The organism is Borreliella americana (assembly GCF_021043605.1).
GTDB lineage: Bacteria > Spirochaetota > Spirochaetia > Borreliales > Borreliaceae > Borreliella > Borreliella americana.
Window position 1 is genome coordinate 21,824 of record NZ_JAJNFB010000003.1, and the last position, 22,101, is coordinate 43,924.

General features: G+C 28.4%; 23 protein-coding genes. 15 read left to right on the forward strand and 8 right to left on the reverse strand.

The features are described from left to right. Positions 1-14 precede the first annotated feature (14 nt). Positions 15-1,553: a maltose/glucose-specific PTS transporter subunit IIC gene (locus tag LRB30_RS01375; protein ID WP_231018676.1), complete on the forward strand. Its 1,539-nt coding sequence runs from the start codon at positions 15-17 to the stop codon at positions 1,551-1,553. 33 nt (positions 1,554-1,586) lie between these two features. On the opposite strand, the gene LRB30_RS01380 is transcribed toward LRB30_RS01375, so the two are convergent. The 3 genes from LRB30_RS01380 to LRB30_RS01390 form a co-directional block, all read right to left on the reverse strand. Then, positions 1,587-2,573 (reverse strand): alpha/beta hydrolase, encoded by a 987-nt coding sequence (locus tag LRB30_RS01380; protein ID WP_231018679.1) that lies wholly within the window; start codon positions 2,571-2,573, stop codon positions 1,587-1,589. Further along, positions 2,570-3,100 (reverse strand): oxidative stress transcriptional regulator BosR, encoded by a 531-nt coding sequence (gene bosR, locus LRB30_RS01385; protein ID WP_231014524.1) that lies wholly within the window; start codon positions 3,098-3,100, stop codon positions 2,570-2,572. The genes LRB30_RS01380 and bosR overlap by 4 nt, the downstream gene beginning before the upstream one ends. A gap of 99 nt (positions 3,101-3,199) precedes the next feature. After that, on the reverse strand, positions 3,200-4,888 hold the full coding sequence (locus tag LRB30_RS01390; protein WP_231018681.1) for a histidine kinase: 1,689 nt from the start codon (positions 4,886-4,888) through the stop codon (positions 3,200-3,202). A 189-nt stretch (positions 4,889-5,077) separates the two neighbouring features. Here LRB30_RS01390 and groL point away from each other — a divergent pair, with 189 nt between their 5' ends. The 6 genes from groL to LRB30_RS01420 all read left to right on the forward strand — a co-directional run bounded on the left by groL (position 5,078) and on the right by LRB30_RS01420 (position 11,276). Then, positions 5,078-6,715: a chaperonin GroEL gene (gene groL / locus LRB30_RS01395; RefSeq protein ID WP_231014385.1), complete on the forward strand. Its 1,638-nt coding sequence runs from the start codon at positions 5,078-5,080 to the stop codon at positions 6,713-6,715. Between the two features lie 65 nt (positions 6,716-6,780). Further along, entirely contained in the window at positions 6,781-7,077 is a 297-nt protein-coding gene (locus LRB30_RS01400; protein ID WP_231018683.1) for a hypothetical protein, read from the forward strand. 8 nt (positions 7,078-7,085) lie between these two features. Beyond that, entirely contained in the window at positions 7,086-7,403 is a 318-nt protein-coding gene (gene yajC / locus LRB30_RS01405; protein WP_231014383.1) for a preprotein translocase subunit YajC, read from the forward strand. A 61-nt stretch (positions 7,404-7,464) separates the two neighbouring features. Beyond that, positions 7,465-9,225 carry a protein translocase subunit SecD gene (gene secD / locus LRB30_RS01410; RefSeq protein WP_231018685.1) on the forward strand — a complete coding sequence of 587 codons (1,761 nt, stop codon included), beginning with the start codon at positions 7,465-7,467 and terminating at the stop codon, positions 9,223-9,225. Then, positions 9,209-10,108: a protein translocase subunit SecF gene (secF, locus tag LRB30_RS01415; RefSeq protein WP_231014381.1), complete on the forward strand. Its 900-nt coding sequence runs from the start codon at positions 9,209-9,211 to the stop codon at positions 10,106-10,108. Before secD ends, secF begins: the two co-directional genes overlap by 17 nt. 25 nt (positions 10,109-10,133) lie before the next feature. Further along, a complete protein-coding gene (locus LRB30_RS01420) occupies positions 10,134-11,276 on the forward strand; it encodes a hypothetical protein (protein ID WP_231014380.1) in 1,143 nt (380 codons plus the stop codon). On the opposite strand, the gene LRB30_RS01425 is transcribed toward LRB30_RS01420, so the two are convergent. After that, on the reverse strand, positions 11,273-12,103 hold the full coding sequence (locus LRB30_RS01425) for a DnaJ domain-containing protein (protein ID WP_231014379.1): 831 nt from the start codon (positions 12,101-12,103) through the stop codon (positions 11,273-11,275). The genes LRB30_RS01420 and LRB30_RS01425 overlap by 4 nt on opposite strands. A gap of 108 nt (positions 12,104-12,211) precedes the next feature. Between LRB30_RS01425 and psgB the strand changes: the two genes are divergently transcribed. Continuing rightward, positions 12,212-13,345, forward strand: a complete 1,134-nt coding sequence (psgB, locus tag LRB30_RS01430; protein WP_231014378.1) for a HemN-related non-iron pseudo-SAM protein PsgB — start codon at positions 12,212-12,214, stop codon at positions 13,343-13,345. On the opposite strand, the gene rpiA is transcribed toward psgB, so the two are convergent. Continuing rightward, the gene (gene rpiA / locus LRB30_RS01435; protein ID WP_231014377.1) at positions 13,332-14,018 is read right to left on the reverse strand and encodes a ribose 5-phosphate isomerase A; all 687 of its coding nucleotides are present in this window, start codon (positions 14,016-14,018) and stop codon (positions 13,332-13,334) included. The two genes, psgB and rpiA, sit on opposite strands and share 14 nt — an antisense overlap. A 145-nt stretch (positions 14,019-14,163) precedes the next feature. Between rpiA and gpmA the strand changes: the two genes are divergently transcribed. Beyond that, entirely contained in the window at positions 14,164-14,910 is a 747-nt protein-coding gene (gene gpmA, locus LRB30_RS01440) for a 2,3-diphosphoglycerate-dependent phosphoglycerate mutase (RefSeq protein WP_231014376.1), read from the forward strand. Between the two features lie 61 nt (positions 14,911-14,971). Here the strand turns inward: gpmA and lysS are convergent, their stop codons facing one another. Together lysS and era are read right to left on the reverse strand one after the other, a co-directional pair. Further along, entirely contained in the window at positions 14,972-16,543 is a 1,572-nt protein-coding gene (gene lysS, locus LRB30_RS01445; RefSeq protein WP_231014375.1) for a lysine--tRNA ligase, read from the reverse strand. Between the two features lie 82 nt (positions 16,544-16,625). After that, positions 16,626-17,498: a GTPase Era gene (gene era, locus LRB30_RS01450; RefSeq protein ID WP_231018687.1), complete on the reverse strand. Its 873-nt coding sequence runs from the start codon at positions 17,496-17,498 to the stop codon at positions 16,626-16,628. A gap of 104 nt (positions 17,499-17,602) precedes the next feature. On the opposite strand from era, the gene LRB30_RS01455 reads away from it, so the two are divergent. The 3 genes from LRB30_RS01455 to LRB30_RS01465 all read left to right on the forward strand — a co-directional run bounded on the left by LRB30_RS01455 (position 17,603) and on the right by LRB30_RS01465 (position 18,849). Continuing rightward, positions 17,603-17,959, forward strand: coding sequence for a hypothetical protein (locus tag LRB30_RS01455; protein WP_231018689.1), 357 nt, complete (start codon positions 17,603-17,605; stop codon positions 17,957-17,959). Positions 17,960-17,968: 9 nt separating this feature from the next. Continuing rightward, positions 17,969-18,379 (forward strand): hypothetical protein, encoded by a 411-nt coding sequence (locus LRB30_RS01460; protein WP_231018691.1) that lies wholly within the window; start codon positions 17,969-17,971, stop codon positions 18,377-18,379. 62 nt (positions 18,380-18,441) lie between these two features. Beyond that, the gene (locus LRB30_RS01465) at positions 18,442-18,849 is read left to right on the forward strand and encodes a DUF192 domain-containing protein (RefSeq protein ID WP_231014555.1); all 408 of its coding nucleotides are present in this window, start codon (positions 18,442-18,444) and stop codon (positions 18,847-18,849) included. A gap of 8 nt (positions 18,850-18,857) precedes the next feature. Here LRB30_RS01465 and LRB30_RS01470 read toward each other — a convergent pair whose 3' ends face one another. Continuing rightward, a complete protein-coding gene (locus tag LRB30_RS01470; RefSeq protein WP_231014552.1) occupies positions 18,858-19,529 on the reverse strand; it encodes a hypothetical protein in 672 nt (223 codons plus the stop codon). A gap of 57 nt (positions 19,530-19,586) precedes the next feature. Between LRB30_RS01470 and LRB30_RS01475 the strand changes: the two genes are divergently transcribed. From LRB30_RS01475 to LRB30_RS01485, 3 genes are read left to right on the forward strand one after another with little or no spacing between them, the layout of a single operon-like run. Then, positions 19,587-20,546: a glycosyltransferase family protein gene (locus tag LRB30_RS01475; RefSeq protein ID WP_231014551.1), complete on the forward strand. Its 960-nt coding sequence runs from the start codon at positions 19,587-19,589 to the stop codon at positions 20,544-20,546. Next, the gene (locus LRB30_RS01480; protein WP_231018715.1) at positions 20,530-21,537 is read left to right on the forward strand and encodes an N-acetylmuramoyl-L-alanine amidase; all 1,008 of its coding nucleotides are present in this window, start codon (positions 20,530-20,532) and stop codon (positions 21,535-21,537) included. Before LRB30_RS01475 ends, LRB30_RS01480 begins: the two co-directional genes overlap by 17 nt. Next, positions 21,527-22,078 (forward strand): flagellar filament outsheath protein, encoded by a 552-nt coding sequence (locus LRB30_RS01485; RefSeq protein ID WP_231018693.1) that lies wholly within the window; start codon positions 21,527-21,529, stop codon positions 22,076-22,078. Before LRB30_RS01480 ends, LRB30_RS01485 begins: the two co-directional genes overlap by 11 nt. Positions 22,079-22,101: the final 23 nt, after the last annotated feature.

The following is a 22,101-nucleotide window of genomic DNA, read 5'->3' on the forward strand; positions in this document are numbered from 1 at the left end:
TTTAGGAGGGTTTTATGTTAAAGGGTTTTGAACAAGCCCAGAAATTTGGACGTTCTTTTATGCTTCCCATTGCTATTTTGCCAGCAGCAGGATTGCTTTTAGGAATTGGAGGTTCTCTTTCTAATCTAGAAACTATTAAGACATATTCTTTTTTGAATATATTCTTCTTACAATCAATTTTCAAAATAATGAGTGCATCAGGTTCTATTATTTTTTCAAATTTAGCACCAATATTTTCTATTGGAATTGCTGTTGGACTTGCAAAATCAGATAAGGGTACATCTGGAATTGCAGCATTTATTGGCTACCTTGTCATGAATGCTACTATTGGAATTTTAATAGATGTATCAGGCAGGGCAGAGTCTTTCTCTAGCGGTGCTGTGGGTTTTGTTCTTGGAATTAAGACTTTAGAAACGGGAGTTTTTGGTGGTATTGTAGTTGGTATTTTGACTTATTATCTTCATAATAGGTTTAACAAAATAGATTTGCCCAAGATTCTTGGATTTTTTTCCGGATCTAGATTTGTGCCGATTGTTGTTTCTTTTTCTAGTATTTTTCTTGCTGTTATTATGTTTCTTTTTTGGCCATTTGTGCAAAGTGGAATTAATAAAGTAGGAGGCTTAGTAGATTCAACCGGCTATATTGGAACGCTTATTTATGGGGTTTTTTTAAGAATGCTTGGACCTTTTGGTCTTCATCATATATTTTATTTGCCATTTTGGACAACAGGTCTTGGGGGATCTGTTATTATTGATGGAAAGTTGGTTGAAGGGACTCAGAATATCTTTTTTGCAGAACTTGCTGCTCAAGGTACAAATAGATTTTTTATTGGAACTAGCCGTTTCATGAGTGGGCGATTTATTACTATGATGTTTGGTTTGCCCGGAGCCGCACTTGCTCTATATTACACTGCAAAGCGCGAGGAGAGAACAAAAGTTTTTGGTCTTTTGATGTCTTCAGCGTTAACATCATTTTTAACAGGTATAACAGAACCCCTTGAATTTTCTTTTCTTTTTGTAGCCCCTATTCTTTATGTTGTTCACGCCACATTTGATGGATTTGCTTTCATGCTAGCTCATATTCTTCAAATTACAATAGGGCAAACGTTTTCTGGAGGGTTTATTGATTTTGTTCTTTTTGGTATTTTGCAGGGAAATTCAAGAACTAATTGGCTTTTGGTGCCAGCTGTAGGCATCATTTGGTTTTTTCTTTACTACTTTACTTTTATATTTTTAATAAATAAGTTTGATTTTAAAACTCCAGGTAGAACTAAAGATTTAAATTCTGAAGATTCTCCAAGTTCTAAGAGTAGTGAATTTGAAGAAAATTATGCTACTAAGGTTATCATCGGGCTTGGTGGCGCTTCAAATATTGTTGAGCTTGATTGTTGTGCAACTAGGCTAAGAATTACAGTAAGGGATGTTCTTAAAATTTCTGAAAAAATTTTAAAAAAAACTGGTTCTAAAGGGGTAATTATTAAAGGTAATGGGGTTCAGGTAGTTTACGGACCAGGTGTTAGTGTTCTTAAGAATGAAATAGAAGAATTACTATAAGATTGATTTTTTAAATAAGTAATAGCCTTACGGCTATTGCTTATTAATTTTGTTTATGAAATCAACTGCATATTTTGTAAAGTATGATGTGTTTTGGGCACTTTTGTAGCTTTGGTTTCCAATAGGCACGTGCGCATGTGAATTTTCAAGAAGTATAATGGGAATATCCTTTTTTTTACCCCCATAATTTTTTATAAATTCGTTTATTTTTATTGGGTCTACTGTGTGATCATTGGGCGTGTGGGCTATTATTAAAGGTATTTTGATTTCGTCAAAATTATATGAATTTAATAATGTAACAAGGCCCATCATTGCAATAATTGCGTCTATATGCTGCACTTTTGAAGAGGGGCTTTTTATGCTCATGTGTTCTTTTCGTTTATATTCTTTTGTTTCAAATTTATTGTAGCCACCTGTTATAAGATGTGCAATTTGTCGCCCCCAAGGATAGTAAACGATATTTGTTCTCTTGTCATAAGGGAATATATTGGGAGAAATTAATGCTACCGAGTTTATTTGATCTGGATAGTTTGCTAAGGCCCATATGCTGGCAGCTCCCCCATTAGAGGTGCCAATTAATATTAATTTATCACCTATTAATTTACCAATATTAACGGCTTCATCAATGTCTCTCAGCCAATCTTGGGTAGTTATTCCCCGAAATGCATTTTTATTGTTAATCCCGTGTCCTTTAAGTCTTGTAAAAAAAATATTTGCATTAAGAGCTTTTGCAATATTATTTGGAACCGGATAAATTTCATTTTTTGATGCCCCAAATCCATGAATATAAACCACAGAATATTTTGTTTTTTGTGCTTTTTCTTTATACCAGATTATTTCTTTTTTTGTATTGTTTTCTAAATTAAATTGTAATTCTTCTTTTAATAAGTAATTGTCAATTTCTTCTATGTTTTTAGGAATTGGTTTTTTTGAAAATTCATTTTTAAATTTTATCCTAGGACTAACTAGTATTAAGAGTAATAAGAATATAAGTATAAAAATTATATTTTTTATATTCATAAAGTGATTCCCTTGTTTTCTGTTGGGACATTGTTGTTATTATGGGTATCTTTTTTATAGCAATTATTGCAATGTCCTGAGTAAATTATTTCAATAGATTTTGTTTCCCAGTCTTCTCCAAGTTTGTCTTTCAAAATATCTTTAATATCGTCAAGTTGAATAGGGTGGACTTGATTGCATTTATTGCATTTAAAGTGAGCTATTGTGGAAGCCAAGCTTAGATAAAATTTTGTTTCTTTTTGATCAGTAGTTTTTATATCTTTTAGTATATTTCTTTCTTTTAGAATATTTAATGTGTTGTATACTGTTGCTTTTGATAGGCTTGGGATTTCTTTTATAAGTTTGTTATAAACTTCTTTAGCTGTAAAGTATTCTTTTGGATTTGATGCTATGTACAGAATGATTCTGTTTCTCGAGTGAGACGCTTTCATTCCTAATTCTGATGTTAAGTTTTTCAATAATACAGGATCGTTTGTAATGCCGACTTTTTCCAATGCGGAATGCACGTCTGTTATGTTATCGTTCATATTATTATACCTTTTTTATTTAAATTTAATATTAAATACTTTTTATGTTCTTCTTAGGATAATTTTATACCCAGTTATTAATATTTTACTACTTATTATTTATTTATTTTCATATTTTTTTATATTAGTATAAAAAATTAAATTTTTTATTTTTGAATTCAGTTTTATTTTGTTATCAAAATTATTATTTAATGGTAGTATCATTAAATTTATTGTTTGAGAGTAATTTATTACATCTTGGATCTTAACTGTGTTATAAGAACCCCCTATATTTAAAATTAACCATTTTTTAGAATTTATTTTTTCAATTTTATAATTAATTGTATGAATAATATGTTTTTCAACATTTAAAAAGCTTATAAAAAAGTTACTGTTTTTATCATTTCCTTTAGATATCAAAAATTCTGTGCCATTAATGTAGCCTTTGGAATTGTTTTTAGTTATTATTATTTTTTCATAAGTATCAAGATCGCTATATTTTGCTGTTATTTTTAAATTGGTGCCTTTTGCAATTTCAAAAACAGGTATTTCAAGAGCTGAATATTCAAGAAGATAATCAGGATTGCATTTTTTTAATGTTTTTTTATCTAGATCTATTTTAGAAGGCCATTTTATTTTAATTGATATAAAGAAGCTAGAGATGTTCTCATCTATAAAAAAATCAATTGTTGATTTTTTAGCAGAGTTAAAAGCCAAATATTGTTTTATGCCTAAAATTTTTTCGTTTGAGAATGAAAATGAACTTTCAATAGCTGCTTCTTTTATTAATTCTTTTTTTGATGAAACTTTAAAATAGGTTCTAGATGTGTTTAGAAATTCAATTTTTTTGTCTTTAAATTTTATTTTATTTAATTTTCCATTTTCGAATTTGATATTATATTTATCGTGAGATAGTGTGAAATTTCCTTCCATATTGTATTCTAAGTTCTTAGGCACAATTGATTCTGAATTTTTGACAATTTCATCTTGGTGTTTATTTATTAAAAATTCTCTTAAGCTTTTTTCGTTGATTTGATAATCTTTGAGCCTTTTGTTTTGAAAATTTATTATTGGCTCTTGCTCTTTAAGGGAGTTAAATTTTGGAATCTCTAGTAGTTCAGTAGTAAGCTTGGATCCTTCTAGATTTTGTATCTTAATGCTGTGTAAGTTGTTTTCTAGGGCTTTTAAATAAAGTAAAAAATTTTTTAATTCTTGATTATCATAAGTTTCTTTGATTTCATAAAAGTAAATAAGAGTTTCTACGTTGCTTTTTGGAGAATCTATTTTTTGTACTTCATATAAATATTGGCAGTTATTTTTATAAAAAATTAAGTAATTTTTATTATTTTTACTTTGCCTTATTCCTTCTGTATAATTGAAATTAAGCTTTCTATAAAGCTCAGTCGCCTTTTTCCTAAACTTTTCTATGTTGTATATATAAAACATAATAGGCGTATTTTGAAATATGTCTTTATAACCACTTTTAAATGGATTTTTTAATGCCCAATACAAATCTAAATGTATCTCATCGTGCAGCATGTATTCATGAGGGCTTCCACTGTAAGTTCCAGGCATATATATATCTGTATTAGTTTTGAATCTTTCAAATAGCCATTTATTTAATTCCTCATGTTCTCTTAGAATTTCAAAAAAGTATATTGGAAATGTCCAATGTATTTTGTAAGCTAACTGTTTGTGCTCAATCAAATATTTTATATTTGATATTATTAATAACAGATTATCTTCTGAAAATTTAGTTATGGAAATAATAATAATATAAGTTTTCAATTTTTTTAGTTTTCTAAACATAAATTCTTTGTCTTTATAACATAAAGATTAGTCAATATTTACATTATATAATAAAAATTTGTGCTGGTTTTCTATATTTTGTATTTTTTGATGTATAGAAGCAATACGCTATAGCGAATGTATTAAGTTTATGTTAATCTTATATTGTTATATAAATTATTTTTATTTATAGAAAGGGGTAAAATTTTTATGGCTAAAGACATATATTTTAATGAAGATGCTAGAAAAAGCTTACTTAGTGGCGTTGAAAAATTATCCAATGCTGTAAAAGTAACTCTTGGGCCAAAAGGGAGAAATGTTCTTATTGATAAAAAGTTCGGTTCTCCAACGGTTACAAAGGATGGGGTTAGCGTTGCTCGTGAGATTGAGCTTGAAAATCCGTTTGAAAACATGGGGGCACAGCTTTTAAAGGAAGTTGCTATTAAAACAAATGATGTTGCTGGTGATGGAACAACAACCGCTACTGTTCTTGCTTATGCTATTGCAAGAGAGGGCCTTAAGAATGTGTCTTCAGGAATTAATCCTATTGGAATAAAAAAGGGAATAGATCACGCTGTAAATTTGGCTGCTGAGAAAATTCGTCAGTCTGCAAAAAAGATTACAACAAAAGAAGAGATTGCGCAAGTAGCTTCAATTTCTGCTAATAATGACAGTTATATAGGTGAAAAAATTGCTGAGGCAATGGATAAAGTTGGAAAAGATGGTGTTATAACAGTTGAAGAGTCAAAAACTTTTGATACTACGATTTCTTATGTTGAGGGTATGCAATTTGATAGAGGATATCTTTCTCCTTATTTTTCTACCAATAAAGAGAATATGAGTGTTAATTTTGATGATGCTTTCATATTGATATATGAAAAAAAGATTAGTTCTATTAAAGAGCTTTTACCAGTTCTTGAGAAAGTTTTAGGGACAAACAAACCTTTATTAATTATTGCTGAGGATATTGAAGGGGATGCTCTTGCTGCGCTTGTTTTAAACAGTGTTAGGGGAGCTTTAAAGGTATGTGCAATTAAATCTCCTGGTTTTGGCGATAGACGAAAAGCAATGCTTGAAGATATTGCGGTGCTTACTGGTGGTGTTTTAATCAGTGAGGAACTAGGCCTTACTCTTGAGACAGTTGAGATTGAGCAACTTGGACAGGCTAAAACTATTAAGGTTGATAAAGACAATACCACTATTATTAATACTGGCAATAAAGAACAAATAAAAGAGCGCTCAGAGCTCATTAAAAAGCAAATTGAAGATTCAACATCTGAATATGATAAAGAAAAACTTCAAGAACGTCTTGCAAAGCTTGTTGGCGGAGTTGCTGTTATTAATGTTGGAGCTGTTACCGAGGTAGAGCTTAAGGAGAAAAAACATAGAGTTGAGGACGCTCTTTCTGCAACTCGTGCTGCTGTTGAAGAAGGCGTTGTGCCTGGTGGTGGATCAACTCTTATTGAAGTTGCCATGTATTTAGATACAATAGATACAAGTAAATTAAGCTATGAGGAAAAGCAAGGTTTTGAGATTGTAAAAAGAAGTCTTGAAGAACCAATGAGACAGATTATTTCAAATGCTGGTTTTGAAGGATCTATTTATATTCATCAAATTAAAACCGAGAAAAAAGGGTTAGGGTTTGATGCTTCTAGCTTTAAGTGGGTAAATATGATTGATAGTGGAATAATTGATCCTGCTAAGGTTACAAGAAGTGCACTTCAAAATGCTGCTTCAATTGCTGGGCTTTTATTAACAACAGAATGCGCAATAACAGATATTAAAGAAGAGAAAAATACTTCTGGTGGTGGTGGTTATCCTATGGACCCAGGAATGGGAATGATGTAAATTAAAGCTTCACCGGTAAACTTGTGTTTTTGCCGGTGAATATTTTATTATTCAAAGGAATTATTTTGAGTGAGAATGAATTTGTTTTTTGTGTAGGCTATGATTGTTCAAAAGCAATAGTAGATAGGCAGCTTTTAAGAGAAAATAAAGGTAAAAGCGCTAAAGAACTTTTCGATCTTGGCCTTTACAGAAATGCTTTTAGCAAAGCTCTTTATAGAAATGACGATGATCTTATTAATTATTTAATTGAAGAGTATAATAAAATAAGTAACTCTAATTATACTAAAAAAGATGATTTTAAGCTTTTATTTGGAGTAGTTTATCCTGATGATATTAATAAGATAAAAGTGACATATGTATAGGAGGTTTTGTGTTTTTATTGCAAGAATTTAGCGGCAATAGTAGCTTCTTGCGAAGTTTATTAGTTTTTGTGCCTGTTATTGCTATATTTTGGTTTTTAGTGATATCTCCTCAGCGTAAGGAAGAGAAGAATAAAAAAGAAATGATAAAAAATCTAAAAAAAGGCGATAAGGTATTAACAATAGGTGGAATTTTTGGAGTTGTGAAAAAATTAGGCGATACGGATGTTATTTTAGAATTAAGTCCAAATAACGAGGCGGTATTTATAAAAAACTCTATTGATAAAGTTTTGTCTGAAAAAAATGAAATTAAAAAAAGTATTATTTAAAGGTAAAATTAGAACTGTTAGCTAATAATGGTATTTTTTAAAAATTTTAAGGATTTGTATAATGAAAAAAGGATCTAAGCTTATATTGATATTGTTGGTGACGTTTTTTGCATGTCTTTTAATATTCCCGACTTTAAAGTGGTATTTTTTAATGAGCGTTGAGGATAAAAAAATAAGCTCGTATTCACAAGAAGCTTTAAGAAATTATTCAAAGAAAAAAGCTTTGGATGATCTTGTTAAGCTTAAGGATCTGTATAATAAAGATCCTAATAGTAGTATTCCGGTTAGTCTTTCTTATTTAATTCCAATAGCAAAAAATAATTATAGGTCTTCAATGAAAATTCCACCCAATACTTTTACTGCTAAAACCTTACGTGAAGGATTTTTGACTGATTCGGATATGGGAGAAGTAAGCTTAGAGATATATAGATATTATGAGAACATAAAGAGGGGTAAAAGTAGAATAATACATCTTGGGCTTGATTTGTCCGGAGGGATGAGTGTTACTATTTCTCTTGATTATTCAAGTATTGAAAAAAAATTGGGGCGTTTTTTGACTTTTGCTGAGAGAGAGGATGCTATTTATCGGATAATGCAAATTCTTAAGGATAGGGTAGATAGGTTTGGGCTTACAGAGCCTAAAATTGTAAGAGAGGCTGGGGGAAATAAAATTTTCTTAGATATTCCTGGAGAAAAAGATGAGAGTAGAGTAGGCACTCTTTTGAGCGGAAAAGGTAATTTGACTTTTTATGTGGTTGATGATGAGTCTACATCTCTTTTACATAGAAAAATATTAGAAGCGGGTTCTCTTTTTTCTGTTTCTGAAATTCAGGCAAGTATGAACCTTCCAGATAGTAAACAAATTTTTCCTTGGTATGTTAAAGATTCTTATGGTGTGGATGATGAGTCATCGGTTCGTTATTATGTAGTTAATGTAAGTCCTGAAGATTCGTTTGATGGTGCTCATATTAAAGATGCTGGGGTTTCTAACGATCCTAGAACAGGCCGAGATACCGTTGCTTTTAGTCTTGATGTTGATGGAAGCGAAAAATTTTTTAAATTTACTCAAAAAAATGTTGGAAGGTCTTTGGCTGTTGTTATGGAAGGTAAAATTAAGTCTGTGGCAGGAATTGGGTATGCTATTACTGGGGGCAATGTTTCAATTCAAGGTGATTCTTTTGATAAAAAGGAGGCCTTATATCTTGCCTTGGTGTTTAAAACCGCGGCTTTTCCAGTTGATATTAAAATTGATGATTTGAGAATAATAGGGCCTACTCTTGGTGCTAGGACTATTGATCTTGGTATTAAAGCTTCTGCGTTTGCTCTTTGTTTAGTTTTTTTGTTCATGTGCTTTTATTATGGTTTGAGTGGCGTTGTCGCTGGATTTTCACTTGTTATTTATAATGTATTTTTAATTTTAGCAATATTGTCGGCCTTTAATTTTACTTTAACTTTAACAAGTATTGCAGGTCTTATTTTGACAATGGGTATGGCTGTTGATATAAATATAGTTATTTATGAGAGAATTAAAGAAGGAATTAGGGAGGGCAGAAGATTTGAAAATGCTTTTGAAGATGGTTTTAAAAAAGCATTTTTATCAATTATGGATGCAAATATAACGACATTTATTGCGGTGCTTTTTTTAACTCTTCTTGGGACAGGAGTTATTCAAGGTTTTGCGTGGTCTCTTTCTGTTGGAATTGTGGCATCCCTTTTTAGTAGTTTGATTTTTTCAAGATTTATTTTGGAATTTATCATATCTGTTAGAAAAAGCAAATTTATAAGTATATCTTGGAGTTCGAAATATGCAAAGAGTAATTAATTTTTCAAAATATGGAAGCAATGTTTTAATTGTTAGTTCCGTTTTGATTTTGTTTGGACTTATTTATACTTTTTTTTATCATGGCGGATACAATTGGGGGATAGATTTTTCTTCTAGGGTTAATATTAATATTTCAATAGAAAAATCAAATATTAAAGAAAATGAAATTAAAGAAATATTCTCTCCGATTTATAAAACTTTAGATGTAAATAGCATTTTTTCACCAAATCAGAATAAAAGTGAATTTTCTATTATGGTAAAGTCCGATGTCATTGATTATGCTTTTAAAACAGAAGTTCAAAAAACAATATTAGATAAACTTAAAAAAACATTTGATGCTAATATTGAAGTTTTAGATTCTTATTTTATTGATTCAAGTTTTTCTTCTACTTTGAGAATTAGGTCAATATTTTTGGTATTAGGAACATTTATCCTAATTTTGATTTATATAACTTTAAGATTTAAACTAAGTTATGCTATTGCTTCCATACTTTCGATATTTCATGATATATTTTTTATAGTTGCTTTTTTAGGAGTATTTAGAATAGAGATTAATAGCTATATTATTGTGGCAATACTGACCATTATTGGATATTCTTTAAACGATACAATAATTATTTTTGATAGGATTAGAGATAATGTTAAGCGATTAACCGATAACACATTTTTAAATGTATTAAATATAAGTATTAGTCAAACTTTATCAAGAACTGTTTTGACGTCAGTTACAACATTTGTTGCGGTATTTTCTATTTATGTGTTTACTGAAGGATCTATAAAGGATTTTTCTTTGATATTTATGGTAGGGGTAATTGTTGGAACTTATTCTTCTGTATTCATAGCGTCTCCAATACTTTTAAACTTGTATAAAAAGATAAAGTAGATCTTAAATAAGATGATATTGTGGCATGAAATTTTTTGATTTTGGTTCATTAGGATTTTATAGATTTTTTGATTTTCAAAAATATCTTAATTTTAGTATTTTTAGGTATAGTTTAATAAATTATTATTCTTATCGAGAGCAGTCAAGCCTTATTAACGATGCTAATTTACTAAAAGATAAGCTTGTGTTTTTGGATAAGATTTATAGAGATTTTAATCCCAGTATTAATAAATCTTGGGGTGCCAATAAAGCTGTTTTTTTAGATACTTTACTTATTATTAAAAATTTGATTAGAAAATATCATCCCAATTCCCAATTTTTAGACATTCATGAAGATGAATTGTTAGAAGATGTTTCATATTTTAATAAATTTTTAGACAAGCTTAAATATTTAAATTTTAGAGTAGATCTTAAACAAAAAATTGAAAATTTTGAAAAAAAGAGCAAAGCTCCATTTTCTTGCATAAGAATCGCTACATTCTTTATTCAAGAAGAATTTTTAGATCGACTTAGTAATTCATTAGATTTTTTCTCCAATGAGGCCAATAGTAATAATTTAGATGTAATTAATAAAGAAATTAATGATTATTATGAAAAAGTAGAGCAAATTAAAAAAAGTAGCAATATTAAAGAAACCCATAAAAAATTTATTATAGATTACACAAAAGAGAGAATTGATAAAATCATGAAAGATCATAGTCTTGACATTTCTAAGTTGCTTATAAAAATTGCTTTGCTTGAAATTACAATTCAATGTTTTGATAGCTATTATTTAAATTTATTAGAAATTTTACAAATTCTTTTATCTATTAATAATATAATTGAGATTGGTTTAAACGAATTACCAGACGCTATTTTTAATGAGTGGAATGAGCTTATTTATTTGCGAAGAAAAGAGTTTCAAAAATTTGTTTTAATCTCTGATTATGTTTTCCAAAAAAGGATTGTATCTACGATAAATTCTGGAAATTGGAAATTTTCCTTTTTTACTCTTGCTCCCAGACAAGGGGATGTTTTTCAGTTTTCAGTGGATATTGCTAAGAATTTTGATAATATTGAGGATGGAATCAAAGAATATGAATCTAAAATAAATAAATTTAATGAATATAGGTCGGGTTGGGAAGCAAATTTAAAAAATTTTGGTCATTTATTTTCAGAAACACTTTAGCTGTATATCTTTTTTAATCTTTCGTAAATAGTTTTTACCTCATTATTTATTATTTTTGGAATTTTTACTATCAAAGTGACTTTAAGATCCCTTTTTGAGTTGCTTCCAATTATGGGCATTCCTAATCCTTTTAAGTTTAAAATTTCTCCATTTTTTGCATCTGAAGGAATTTTAAGTTTTATTTTTTTTCCTTCAATTGTTTCAAATAACTTTTCGCAACCCAAAGCTATTTCCCACGGGTAAACCTCTATTGCTGTTTCTAGGATTTTTCCATTCAGCTTAAAATTTTTATAGCCTGATATATTAAATTTAACTATTAAACTTCCTTTTGTTCCAGAAATTGGATTAATAGGACCTTTATTGTTTATTTTTATTTTAGTTGTTTCTAATGTTCCTTTTGGGATTATTATCTCGATTTTTTTGTTGTTTATAAGTATTATTTTTTTACTTCCCATATAAGCATCATAAAGTGAAATATTTACAGTTATTTCTCTGTCTGTTGTTTTTCTTGAAGATCCTCCAAAGATTTTGGAAAAAAAATCTAAATCTTCAAAATTGTCAAATCTTGTGCTACTAAATTCTCTTTCAAAATGGTCGCTGTTGTTATTAAAATTGGTGCTACCCAAAGAGTCGTAATTTCTTTTTTTTCCAGGAGAAGATAAAATTTCATAAGCCTCGTTTATTTCTTTAAATTTTTCTTCAGCTATTTTATTTCCCTTGTTTTTGTCTGGATGATATTTTATTGCCAATTTTTTGTAAGCTTTTTTTATTTCTTCATTGCTAGCATTTTTTTGTATTCCAAGTATATTGTAATAGTCTTTGGTCATTGAAAAATCTCCTTCAAATCTCCCTTATTTATTATATTTTTTAAATATGTTTTAATATTTGTACTTTATATATGTTATAATTAAACCTAAATTTTTAAAAGACCAATTATGAGAGTAGATCTTTTACCTCTTGTTGAGTTAAGTCTTTATATTGATTTTTCATTTTGTTGTAAAGATTTTAACGTTTTAAATAGAATTTTAGAGGAATTAAAATATAATTTAACCTTGTTAGGTCGTCCAATTGTAAAAACACTTTACATTAAGCATGTGGATTTTTGTTTATGTAGGCAAGATAATTTAAAATTTATTTTCAATTCTTTGTTTCAATGTATTAATTTGGCTTTATTAGAAGAATTTACTTTAGAAATTATTCCGGGTTATGTTAATTTTGAAAAATTCAAACTTTTGAATGAATTTTGTGTTACTAGAATTAATCTTAGTGTTCAAAGTTTTTCTTTAGAGTTTAGAAAGATTATGGGGATGCCCGAAATTTCTTATGAAAAATTAAATATTTTGATTAACAATATTAGAAAATTTTCTTTTGATTTAAATATTGACATGACTATCAATATGCCTTTGCAAAAAAAATTGCATCTTAAGCGAGATTTGAAAGAATTGCTTTCATATATGCCTGAGCATATTTGTTTTAGCGATTTTATATGTGAAGAGGAAGGCTTTATCTTGAGAGATTTTTATAACGGTATTGATTCTGAAAAGCTGTGGTTTTATGCCCTAGATTGCTTAGAATCTAGTGGTTACATTAATTATGAAATTACTAATTTTGCATTAAAGGGGCATGAAAGCAAGCACAATAAACTAAATTGGGAGTTGAAACCGTATTTAGGATTAGGATCACATGCTGTAAGCCTACTTTTTTGCAATGACAAGAATAATAATGTAAGAGCTTTGATTAGAAAAGCTGGCAGTTTTGTTAAAGCAAATAATCATTTAGTAGCGTTTGAATTGTTAGAGGATTTGGAGTTTTTTGTTTATCATTTTATTCAAGGGCTTGGAACCATTCAAGGTGTCAGCTTGAGGGCTCTTAGACTTAGATTTGAGTATAATGAAAAACAATTTTTGCAGTTTATTAATTACTGCTCAACTTTAAGTAGAAAATTTGTTTTTGATGATAATATTATCCTATTAAGAGGAAGGGAAAGGTTTAAGTTAGATTTTTATTTAGTAAAAATTATAAACTATTTTAATGATAACTTTTTTAAAGTTAAGTTTAGGCTTCCTTAATTTGTTTGTCTTGATAATAAACTATTTTTGTGTTTTTATGGTTGAATATTCCAATCTCAAGTATACCTGGAAATAGTTTGAAGTATTTTTCTGTTCCTTCAGGATTTTCCACATGCATTTTTATATCTAAGATATAATTATTGTTATCAGTTATGGTGGGTCCTTTTTTCTCTTTACAAATTCTTAAGGTTGTCTCTAAATTCATTTCTTCAAGTCTAGTCATAATAAATCCAACAGCATTTTGGGCAACTTCTATGGGAATAGGCATTTTTGTTCCTAATTTTTTAACAATTTTTGTTTCATCTGCTATTATTAGTAATGTTTCTGAATTGTAGGCTATTACTTTTTCCATTAGATGGGCACCTCCCATTCCTTTTATTAAGCTTTTTTTTCCTAATAAAATTTCATCAGCTCCATCAATTGCAATGTCTAGATTTTTGTTAAGTTTTGAAAAATTTGATTCATAAGGAATTTGTTCTTTTGAGAGTAAATATTTTGTATCATTACTGGTTGTATAGAATTTTAAATTTTTTAAGCTACCCGATTTGATCTTTTCGCTTAAATATTTTATTGCATAATAAATGGTTGTACCTGTTCCGATTCCAAGGTTCATATTGCTTTTGATGTAGTGATCAATTGCATATTTAGCTACCAAAATTTTTTGATTTTCCATAAATTCTTTTCCTTGCTTGATAAAATTAAAGCTTAATTTATTTTAAAGTATATCATTATTTAATTAAGGTTGTAATCTTGACTAGATTTTATGCTAATTTATAATTATTAGTATTGGTAAATAAAATAATATGCTAGGAGATTTTATGTATAAATTAGTTTTAGTAAGACATGGAGAGAGTGAGTGGAATAGAGAAAATCTTTTTACTGGTTGGACAGATGTTAAACTTTCTGACAAGGGTATCGATGAGGCTGTAGAGGCGGGCTTGCTTCTCAAACAAGAAGGCTATTCTTTTGATATTGCTTTTAGTTCTTTGTTGTCAAGGGCTAATGACACTTTAAATATTATTTTGCGAGAATTGAGACAGTCTTATATTAGTGTAAAAAAAACCTGGAGATTAAATGAAAGACACTATGGGGCTTTGCAAGGTTTAAATAAGTCAGAAACAGCTGCAAAATATGGGGAAGATAAGGTTTTAATTTGGAGACGTAGTTATGATGTGCCTCCAATGTCTTTAGATGAGTCTGATGACCGGCATCCAATAAAAGATCCAAGATATAAAAATATCCCCAAAAGGGAACTTCCTTCAACAGAGTGTCTTAAAGATACTGTTGCAAGAGTTATTCCTTATTGGACTGATGAGATTGCAAAAGAAGTTCTTGAAGGTAAAAAAGTTATTGTTGCTGCTCACGGCAATTCTTTAAGAGCGCTTGTTAAATATCTTGACAATTTAAGTGAAGAAGATGTTTTAAAGCTTAACATTCCTACGGGCATTCCTTTAGTTTATGAATTAGATAAAAATTTAAACCCTATTAAACATTACTATTTAGGAGATGAAAGCAAAATTAAAAAGGCAATGGAATCTGTTGCTAGTCAAGGAAAGTTAAAGTAACGATTTATTTGTATTAAAGTGTTAATAAGTCATATAATTATGACTTATTTTTTTATTAATTTTAAGTCTTAAATGTATTACTTGTAATCTTTTCAAAGCGATCAATGCCAATTATTTTGATAAATCCAGCTAATTTGGGCCCTTTTTCTTTGTCGATTAAAATTTTGTAAATTTGTTTAAAAAACAAAGCGGGTTCTATATTATTTTCTCTTGAAATTTTATATATTTCGTTTTGAATATCTTGTTCTGTAGTAATTTCAAAATTTTTCTTTAAAAAATCCAAAAGTTCATTAATTGCTTTTTTGCTATTTTCTTCTAGTATTTCTATATTGTCAAATTTAGATCTTAATGAAAATTTGAAATCTTCAGGTGCAAAATCTCTTATCCAATTAATTGCACAGTTTATTTTATTTATTAGCTTATCTTTTTGATCTTCTTGAACGTTTTTCAAGTAATTTAAAATTTTATTTACGTTATTTTCAAATATTTGGCAGATTACACTTAAATGTCTAAATCCGATTTGATAAGGGATTTTTTTGCTTGGCATGTATGGCTGAGATAGTTCGTAAATTCTTTTAAATGCTCTTTTTTTTTCTTCTTTTATATCTTCTACTCCATAGTAGATTCTTTCAAACTTGTCGTAATCTTCGTATATTTTAATCACGTCAAGATCAAATGAGATTGAAAATTCAGTATTTGGTTTTGTAGCGACAAATAAAAATCTTGTGACTTCGGGTGTGTAGACTTCAAGAACATCTTTAAGTGATATGACATCTCCTGATGAGGAGGATATTTTTCCACCACGTCCTTTTATTGAAATAAAGTCATATTGAAATGTTACAGGAGGGCTGCCTTGAAAAATTTTTACAATATTTTTAGATGTATCAAAGCTGCCGCCACTGCTGTGGTGGTCTTTCCCTGCAGGCTCAAAGTCAACTTTTTCATATTTCCATCTCATAGGCCAATCTATTCTCCAGGGAAGTTTAATAGCCCATGTAGTTTTTATATCTAGAGATTCTTGATTTCCACACTCACAGGAGTATTCAACAGAGTAATAATTGTCATAATTATTTACAGTTGTTGTGTCTCTATTGCACTTTGTGCAAAATATACTGATTGGATACCAATTTTCTTCAAGCTTGGAAGTTCTATATTCGTTTAATGCTTCAGACAGTTCTTTTTTATGATCAAGTGCAAATTTTATTTGGTTTGCATAAGCTTTGCTAGTATATTGTTTACTTTGGTCAATGAATTCAGGATTGATCCCCACTATAGGCAGATATTTTTCAAATTCAATTTCGTTAGCCCTTGCATAACTTGTTTTGTGGCTTCTTGTGTCAGGAACCCTTGTTATTGCTTGCCTTAAATAAGTTTTAAGAAGTTCTTGCTCTGGCATATTTTGGGGAACTTTTCGAAATACGTCGTAATTATCCCAAGAATAAATAAATCTTACTTTTGATCCAGAGTCCCTTAGAGCTCTTGCTACAAGGTCTACCGAGATAACTTCTCTAAAATTGCCAATGTGCACAGTTCCAGATGGAGTAATTCCTGATGCTACTGTGTATAAGTTTTTTGGACCTTTTTCTTTTTTTATTTTTTCTGCGTAAAAATCTGCCCAGTGTGCTGTTTTCACATTTTATTCCTAATTTAAATTTAAGTAAATTTTAGCATTTTGTTTTTCAAGTTTCAAGAATTTAAGAAGTTGTAGTTAAATCTTAATTTATAAGTCTTTTTATTAGCTTATCTTCTTTATTCCAATTTTTTTTAAGCTTTACCTGTAAGAATAGGTTACATTTTGTTTCAAAAATTTTTGCAATTGTTTTTCTTGCTCTTTCTCCTATTGATTTTATTTCTTTACCGTTTTTTCCTACAATTATTCCTTTTTGACTTTCATTTGCTACAAAAATATTTGCCCTGATAAAAAGACTTCCTTTTTTATTTTCTAAGGTATCAATATTCACATACAAAGAATAGGGAAGCTCTTCTTTTAGGTTTTCAATAGCTTTTTCCCTTATTATTTCACTAATTCTAAAATTTATTTTTTGATCGGTGTAGTATTCTTGTGGATAATAAAGTGGGCCTTCTGAAAAATTTTCATAAATTTTATTTTTTAGTTCTTCTGTGTTAATTTTTTTTTCAGCAGATATTTTAATTATATTGTTATATTCTATTTCTTTTTCTTTTAGAAATTGCATTATTGCATTTATTTTTGTATTTTTAAGGTCGATTTTATTAAGTATTACTAAAAATTTGATTTTAGAGTTTTTAATTATTTCTAACATTTTATTTTCTTCCTCACCAGGTTTGTCTTGAGTGTCTATTATGTATAAAATGAGTTCAACTTCTCCTATTGAAGAGTGGATGTTTTTCATCATTGCAATGTTAAACTTTTTTTTACTCAGATGAAATCCTGGTGTGTCTATAAAAATAATTTGTCCTCTGTCGTCCGTAAAGATCCCTTTTATTTTATTTCTAGTTGTTTGCGGAATAGGGGATATTATTGATATTTTATGTCCACATATTGAATTTAAAAGGGTAGATTTTCCAGTTGATGGTCTACCAAGTATTGCTGCAAATCCCGATTTCATGCTTTAGTATTCCTTAAATATGTAATATTCATACATTTTTTATTATAATTAATTATATAGTATTTTAAATACTTATTTTTAAGTAAAATTTGAGGAATTTTCGTTTGGCAAAGGTAAATTTTGAAGTTTTTTGCGAGCAATGTGGTGAAAAAGTTGGACTTAATAGATCTATTTGTCCTAACTGTGCTGCTAAGCTTGGTGATATCGAATGTCCAAATTGTAGGCATGTAGGTCCAGTTTCTGCTTTTGGAGAAGGTTGTCCTAATTGTCATTACAGTCCTTTTCAAGAACTTAAAGAAAAACCTTTTAAAAGAAAAGAAAGAGTAAGAATGGTAAGTGATAGATCAGCCTCCAAGGTCTTTGTAAGGCTTTTCTATTTTGGGATTAATGTTAATATTTTGCTTTATTTATTTTCAAGTTTTTTATTTATTATACTTTTTCTTTATATTGTTTATGGCTAAAGGCTTTGTATGGGTATTACAGTTTTTTATTTATTTTCTATTTTTACATCTTTTGTTATGGGTTCTAGCATGGAGTCTGTTAAAGAGAATATTCTCAAGAGCACGATTTTTTATTATGATGTTGAAGAAGTTGAATTCCCTTATGCTAAGAAGCAAACTTTACAATTTATTGCTAAAACCCATTTAAAATATGCTGTTTTTAATTTTGACAAAAATAAAATGTTTTCGTATACTTTTGTTTTTGATAAAAAATTAATATCTCAGTATGCAATTTTTATTGAGGTAAAGAAAAAGTTTGGCGAGGCTACACTGGTAACACCTTTGAATTATTTATGGGATCTTGGTGATTGTATTATTGTTTTAAATAAAAATATTTTAAGAATGACTTTAAAATCTTATGTTTCAAATTATAATAAATGATTTTTAATAAGGCTTATAATTGGAAAAAAATTTTAAAACGGTTTTTATTTTTAGTTTTATCGATGTCTTTTTTATCTTTTACTGATCATTTTTACGATAAAGAAGTTGTGATAAATGGGGCCAGGTTTTTTGTAAAAATAGCATTTAATGAGTTTGATAGGGCAAAGGGCTACATGGGTACCCAAAAAGTTGAATATGGTAATGGAATGCTTTTTGTTTTTAAACAAGAGCAAAATTTATCTTTTTGGATGGAAAATACATCCTTGCTGCTTGAAATAGCTTATATTGATTCAAATGGAATTATTAAAGAGATTTATGATTTAGAACCGTACTCTAGGGTAAATGTTAATTCTCTTTATAAGGCAAAGTATGCTCTTGAGCTTCCAAGAGGCTCATTTTCTAAATTTCAAATAAAAATAGGTGACAAGGTACATTTTTGCTTTGATATTAATTCTTTATTGGTAGAATGATTTTGAAATTATTGGGCTTTAATTTCTTGAAGCTCTTCTTCGATTTGATCTTCTTTAAGTTCATTTTTATTAGATTCTTTTGTTAAATTTGTTTTTTCTTGCTTTAAGGGGGACTGTTCATTTGATTCATTTGTCTTGTTATTTTCTTTATTATTATCAGTGTTTTCGTTGTTGGTTGTTATTATTTTTTTAAAAATAGTTATTGTTGAGGCAATCTCATCAATTGCATCAAGCAAAAATGTATCACTTGCAAATTCTTCTGCTTTTACAATATATACCAAAGAGTTTATTCCTCTTTCTGTATTATGAATAATCTCCCATGATCCGAATACTCTGTTATTATAACTGTCGCTCATAAGTGAGTCAGATATTTCTTTTATTTTTTGTGTATTTATATCAAATACTTTTACAATTCCAAATATTTCTCTTATCTTTGAATTTTTATATGAGTTTAGTCTTGATCTGATGATTATCTCTTCTTTTTCGTTATTGTTTATATCTTTAAATGCTATAAAGTCATTTTCTGAGTCTATTTTATATTCAATTTTGTTTTTATCTAAAAATTTTTTAATTCTCTTGTCGTACTGTATATTCTTATGATTACAAGAAATGAGTGTAAAAATGATAATAACCATGCTATAGGATAATGTATTAATATTCATTGTTCTTGCAATTAACATTGTATTATGTAACATATGATTATTATAATTTAATTGTAAGGATTTTAAAAGTAATTTATGCGTCTTCCAGGTAGTAGCTATTCATATACTGTTATTCAATCTAAAAATAATTATTCACAAAAATCTTCTTTTGGAATTTCTTTCGTAATATTAAGCAGAGGAACAAAAATTTTTAGAGAAGATTTGTTTGAATTTTTATCAAATTTTGACTTTATAAGAGAAATAATTTCAATTGAAAAACAGAGTAATAGAAGTTCTTTGCAGTTTATCTCAGAAAGTTATGGCAAGTTAAAATTTATTTTACTTTCTGATGATTTAAATTCTGGAGAAAAGGTTAATTTAGCAATGAAAGAATCCAACTGTGATTTTGTTTTTGTTTTGCAAAGTGATATGTACTTGTTAAATCCTTTTTGGATTTCAAATATATTCGATGAAATAGTTAAAAAAAATATTCTTCTTGTTGGGGGTGAGTTTTTTGATAAAGAAGAGGAAATGATTCCTTCAATTTTTCTTCCCAGTATAGATAAAAAACAAAAGTTTAAGGTAATTTTAGTAAATTCTGAGAAAGACTATGAAAAAACTTTGATTACCATGGATTATTGCGGACTTTATTCTAAAGAGAAATTTTTTCAGCTTGGAGGTTTTGACGCAAGGATTCAAAATGAATACTTTCAGAGAATAGATTTTGGACTAAGAGCTGTTTATTTTGGAGAACGTGTTTATATTTATAGAAAGCTGAGAATCCAGTATACTGCATTAAATTCGCCAGAAAATTTGACCAAAAATAAAAGTTTTGTGATTTTTTTGCTTAAGAATTATGTTCCAATTTTTGTTGGTAATGGTGTTATTTTTTCTTTTTTAAGGTTTTGTAAAATTTGTTTAAAATACAAAATTAATCCTTTTCTCTTTCAAAGAGAATTTAAGGAGATAAAAGGTGAGATTATTAAAAATAGCTTAAGATTCAAAGGAGACTTAAAGAGTGCCATTGAGCTTTGGGAAAATGATATTATTTATTGATTTGATTTTGTTTTCATATTTAAGCTTGTATTCTAAGACCCTCGATTATTTAAATGTTCTTGATTTTTTTGATACTAATGTTTTTAGGTTTGATTTTAACATTGAAAATGATGTTTTTACAATTGAAAATGATAAGGGGTATTTGAAGTTTAGGGTAGGCTTTGAATATGCGCTTACATCTTCTGGTTATTATATGTTTATAGACCCAATTATTGACATTTGTGGAGAAATTTTAATAAGTCAAAAGGTATTAAAACAAATTGAAAATTATTTCAGCTCTCTTAAAGATTATAATAAACCCAGAATTACTTCAATAATCATTGATCCTGGACATGGTGGACATGATACTGGTGCGGTTGTAACTTTAAAGATAAATGGTTATGATGTTGTGCTTCAAGAAAAAGATTTTGCATTAACCTATTCTATATATTTGTCTAAAATTTTAAGTAATTATTTTGTAAATAAAAATATTTTGTTAACTCGTATAAATGACGTTTATTTGACTTTAAAGGAACGTTCGGAATTTGCAAATGCAATAAAGCCAAATTTCCCAAATAATGTTATATTTTTATCCATGCATGCTAACGATGCTCCAAACAGTGAAGCTAGAGGAGTTGAGTTTTGGTATCTTCCTAAGGATTCCAAAAGAGAAGTTATTAAAGATTTTAAAGGATATGATATTAAGGGTAATAGATACTTAAGCGAGCTTAATGATATACTAGATATTAAATATAAATATGAATCAAAAAGATTGGCTGAAATTTTGTATAAAGTGTTTAAGAATGAGCTAAGCGAAACTAATGTTAGACCAATCAGAGAAGAGCAATGGTTTGTAATAAAAAACAGCAGCATGCCTTCTGTGTTGATTGAAATGGGGTTTTTGTCCAATGTTTTAGATGCTAAATTAATTTTGGATTATAATTACATGAGCAAGTTTAATATTCTAATACTTAAAGCTTTAATGGAATTTATAAGTTTTTATGAAAAATAATATTTCGGATGTATTTTTTAAATATAATGCAATGATTTATAAATTTTTTAATTCGAAAAAAGAATATATGGTTAGAGTGCTTTTGGGGCTTTTAGCAGCGAGCTTTTTGTTTTCTATTTGCATGATTTTTTTAAATTATGATAATCTTTTTTCAAAAAAGATTTTTTATTTTCATTCTAGCAAGGGGTTTGTTTCTAATTTAAGATATTTAAGAGATGAAAAAAATTTGAAAGATAATTTAGATCTTTTAGTAAAAGATTTTCTTTTGGGAAGCAATGAAGGTTTTTCTTTTGGATTTTTATTAAGTGATACAAGATTTTTATATTCTTTTTTAAAGTATGGAGTTTATTATATAAATCTTTCAAGAGAATTTTATGATTCTTTTAATAATGGTGATTATAATGAATCTTATGAATCTTTTGATGTTAAGATTAATCTTTTTGCTGTGTCTTTGATAAAAACAATTCGCTTTAACTATCCTGGTAAGATAAAAAAGCTTGTTATTCTTGTTGAAGGGTGTATCTTGAAGGAGCAAAGTTGATAAGTTTAATTTTACTAATAACA

Coding starts and splice junctions, on each gene's coding strand:
- LRB30_RS01465 (WP_231014555.1), top strand. CDS start 18,442: ATGTCTTTTTTATCTTTTACTGATCATTTTTACGATAAAGAAGTTGTG.
- psgB (WP_231014378.1), top strand. CDS start 12,212: ATGAGAGTAGATCTTTTACCTCTTGTTGAGTTAAGTCTTTATATTGAT.
- LRB30_RS01425 (WP_231014379.1), bottom strand. CDS start 12,103: ATGACCAAAGACTATTACAATATACTTGGAATACAAAAAAATGCTAGC.
- bosR (WP_231014524.1), bottom strand. CDS start 3,100: ATGAACGATAACATAACAGACGTGCATTCCGCATTGGAAAAAGTCGGC.
- gpmA (WP_231014376.1), top strand. CDS start 14,164: ATGTATAAATTAGTTTTAGTAAGACATGGAGAGAGTGAGTGGAATAGA.
- LRB30_RS01475 (WP_231014551.1), top strand. CDS start 19,587: ATGCGTCTTCCAGGTAGTAGCTATTCATATACTGTTATTCAATCTAAA.
- LRB30_RS01470 (WP_231014552.1), bottom strand. CDS start 19,529: ATGTTAATTGCAAGAACAATGAATATTAATACATTATCCTATAGCATG.
- LRB30_RS01460 (WP_231018691.1), top strand. CDS start 17,969: ATGGGTATTACAGTTTTTTATTTATTTTCTATTTTTACATCTTTTGTT.
- groL (WP_231014385.1), top strand. CDS start 5,078: ATGGCTAAAGACATATATTTTAATGAAGATGCTAGAAAAAGCTTACTT.
- LRB30_RS01485 (WP_231018693.1), top strand. CDS start 21,527: ATGAAAAATAATATTTCGGATGTATTTTTTAAATATAATGCAATGATT.
- LRB30_RS01380 (WP_231018679.1), bottom strand. CDS start 2,573: ATGAATATAAAAAATATAATTTTTATACTTATATTCTTATTACTCTTA.
- LRB30_RS01390 (WP_231018681.1), bottom strand. CDS start 4,888: ATGTTTAGAAAACTAAAAAAATTGAAAACTTATATTATTATTATTTCC.
- LRB30_RS01420 (WP_231014380.1), top strand. CDS start 10,134: ATGAAATTTTTTGATTTTGGTTCATTAGGATTTTATAGATTTTTTGAT.
- rpiA (WP_231014377.1), bottom strand. CDS start 14,018: ATGGAAAATCAAAAAATTTTGGTAGCTAAATATGCAATTGATCACTAC.
- LRB30_RS01480 (WP_231018715.1), top strand. CDS start 20,530: ATGATATTATTTATTGATTTGATTTTGTTTTCATATTTAAGCTTGTAT.
- LRB30_RS01375 (WP_231018676.1), top strand. CDS start 15: ATGTTAAAGGGTTTTGAACAAGCCCAGAAATTTGGACGTTCTTTTATG.
- secD (WP_231018685.1), top strand. CDS start 7,465: ATGAAAAAAGGATCTAAGCTTATATTGATATTGTTGGTGACGTTTTTT.
- secF (WP_231014381.1), top strand. CDS start 9,209: ATGCAAAGAGTAATTAATTTTTCAAAATATGGAAGCAATGTTTTAATT.
- era (WP_231018687.1), bottom strand. CDS start 17,498: ATGAAATCGGGATTTGCAGCAATACTTGGTAGACCATCAACTGGAAAA.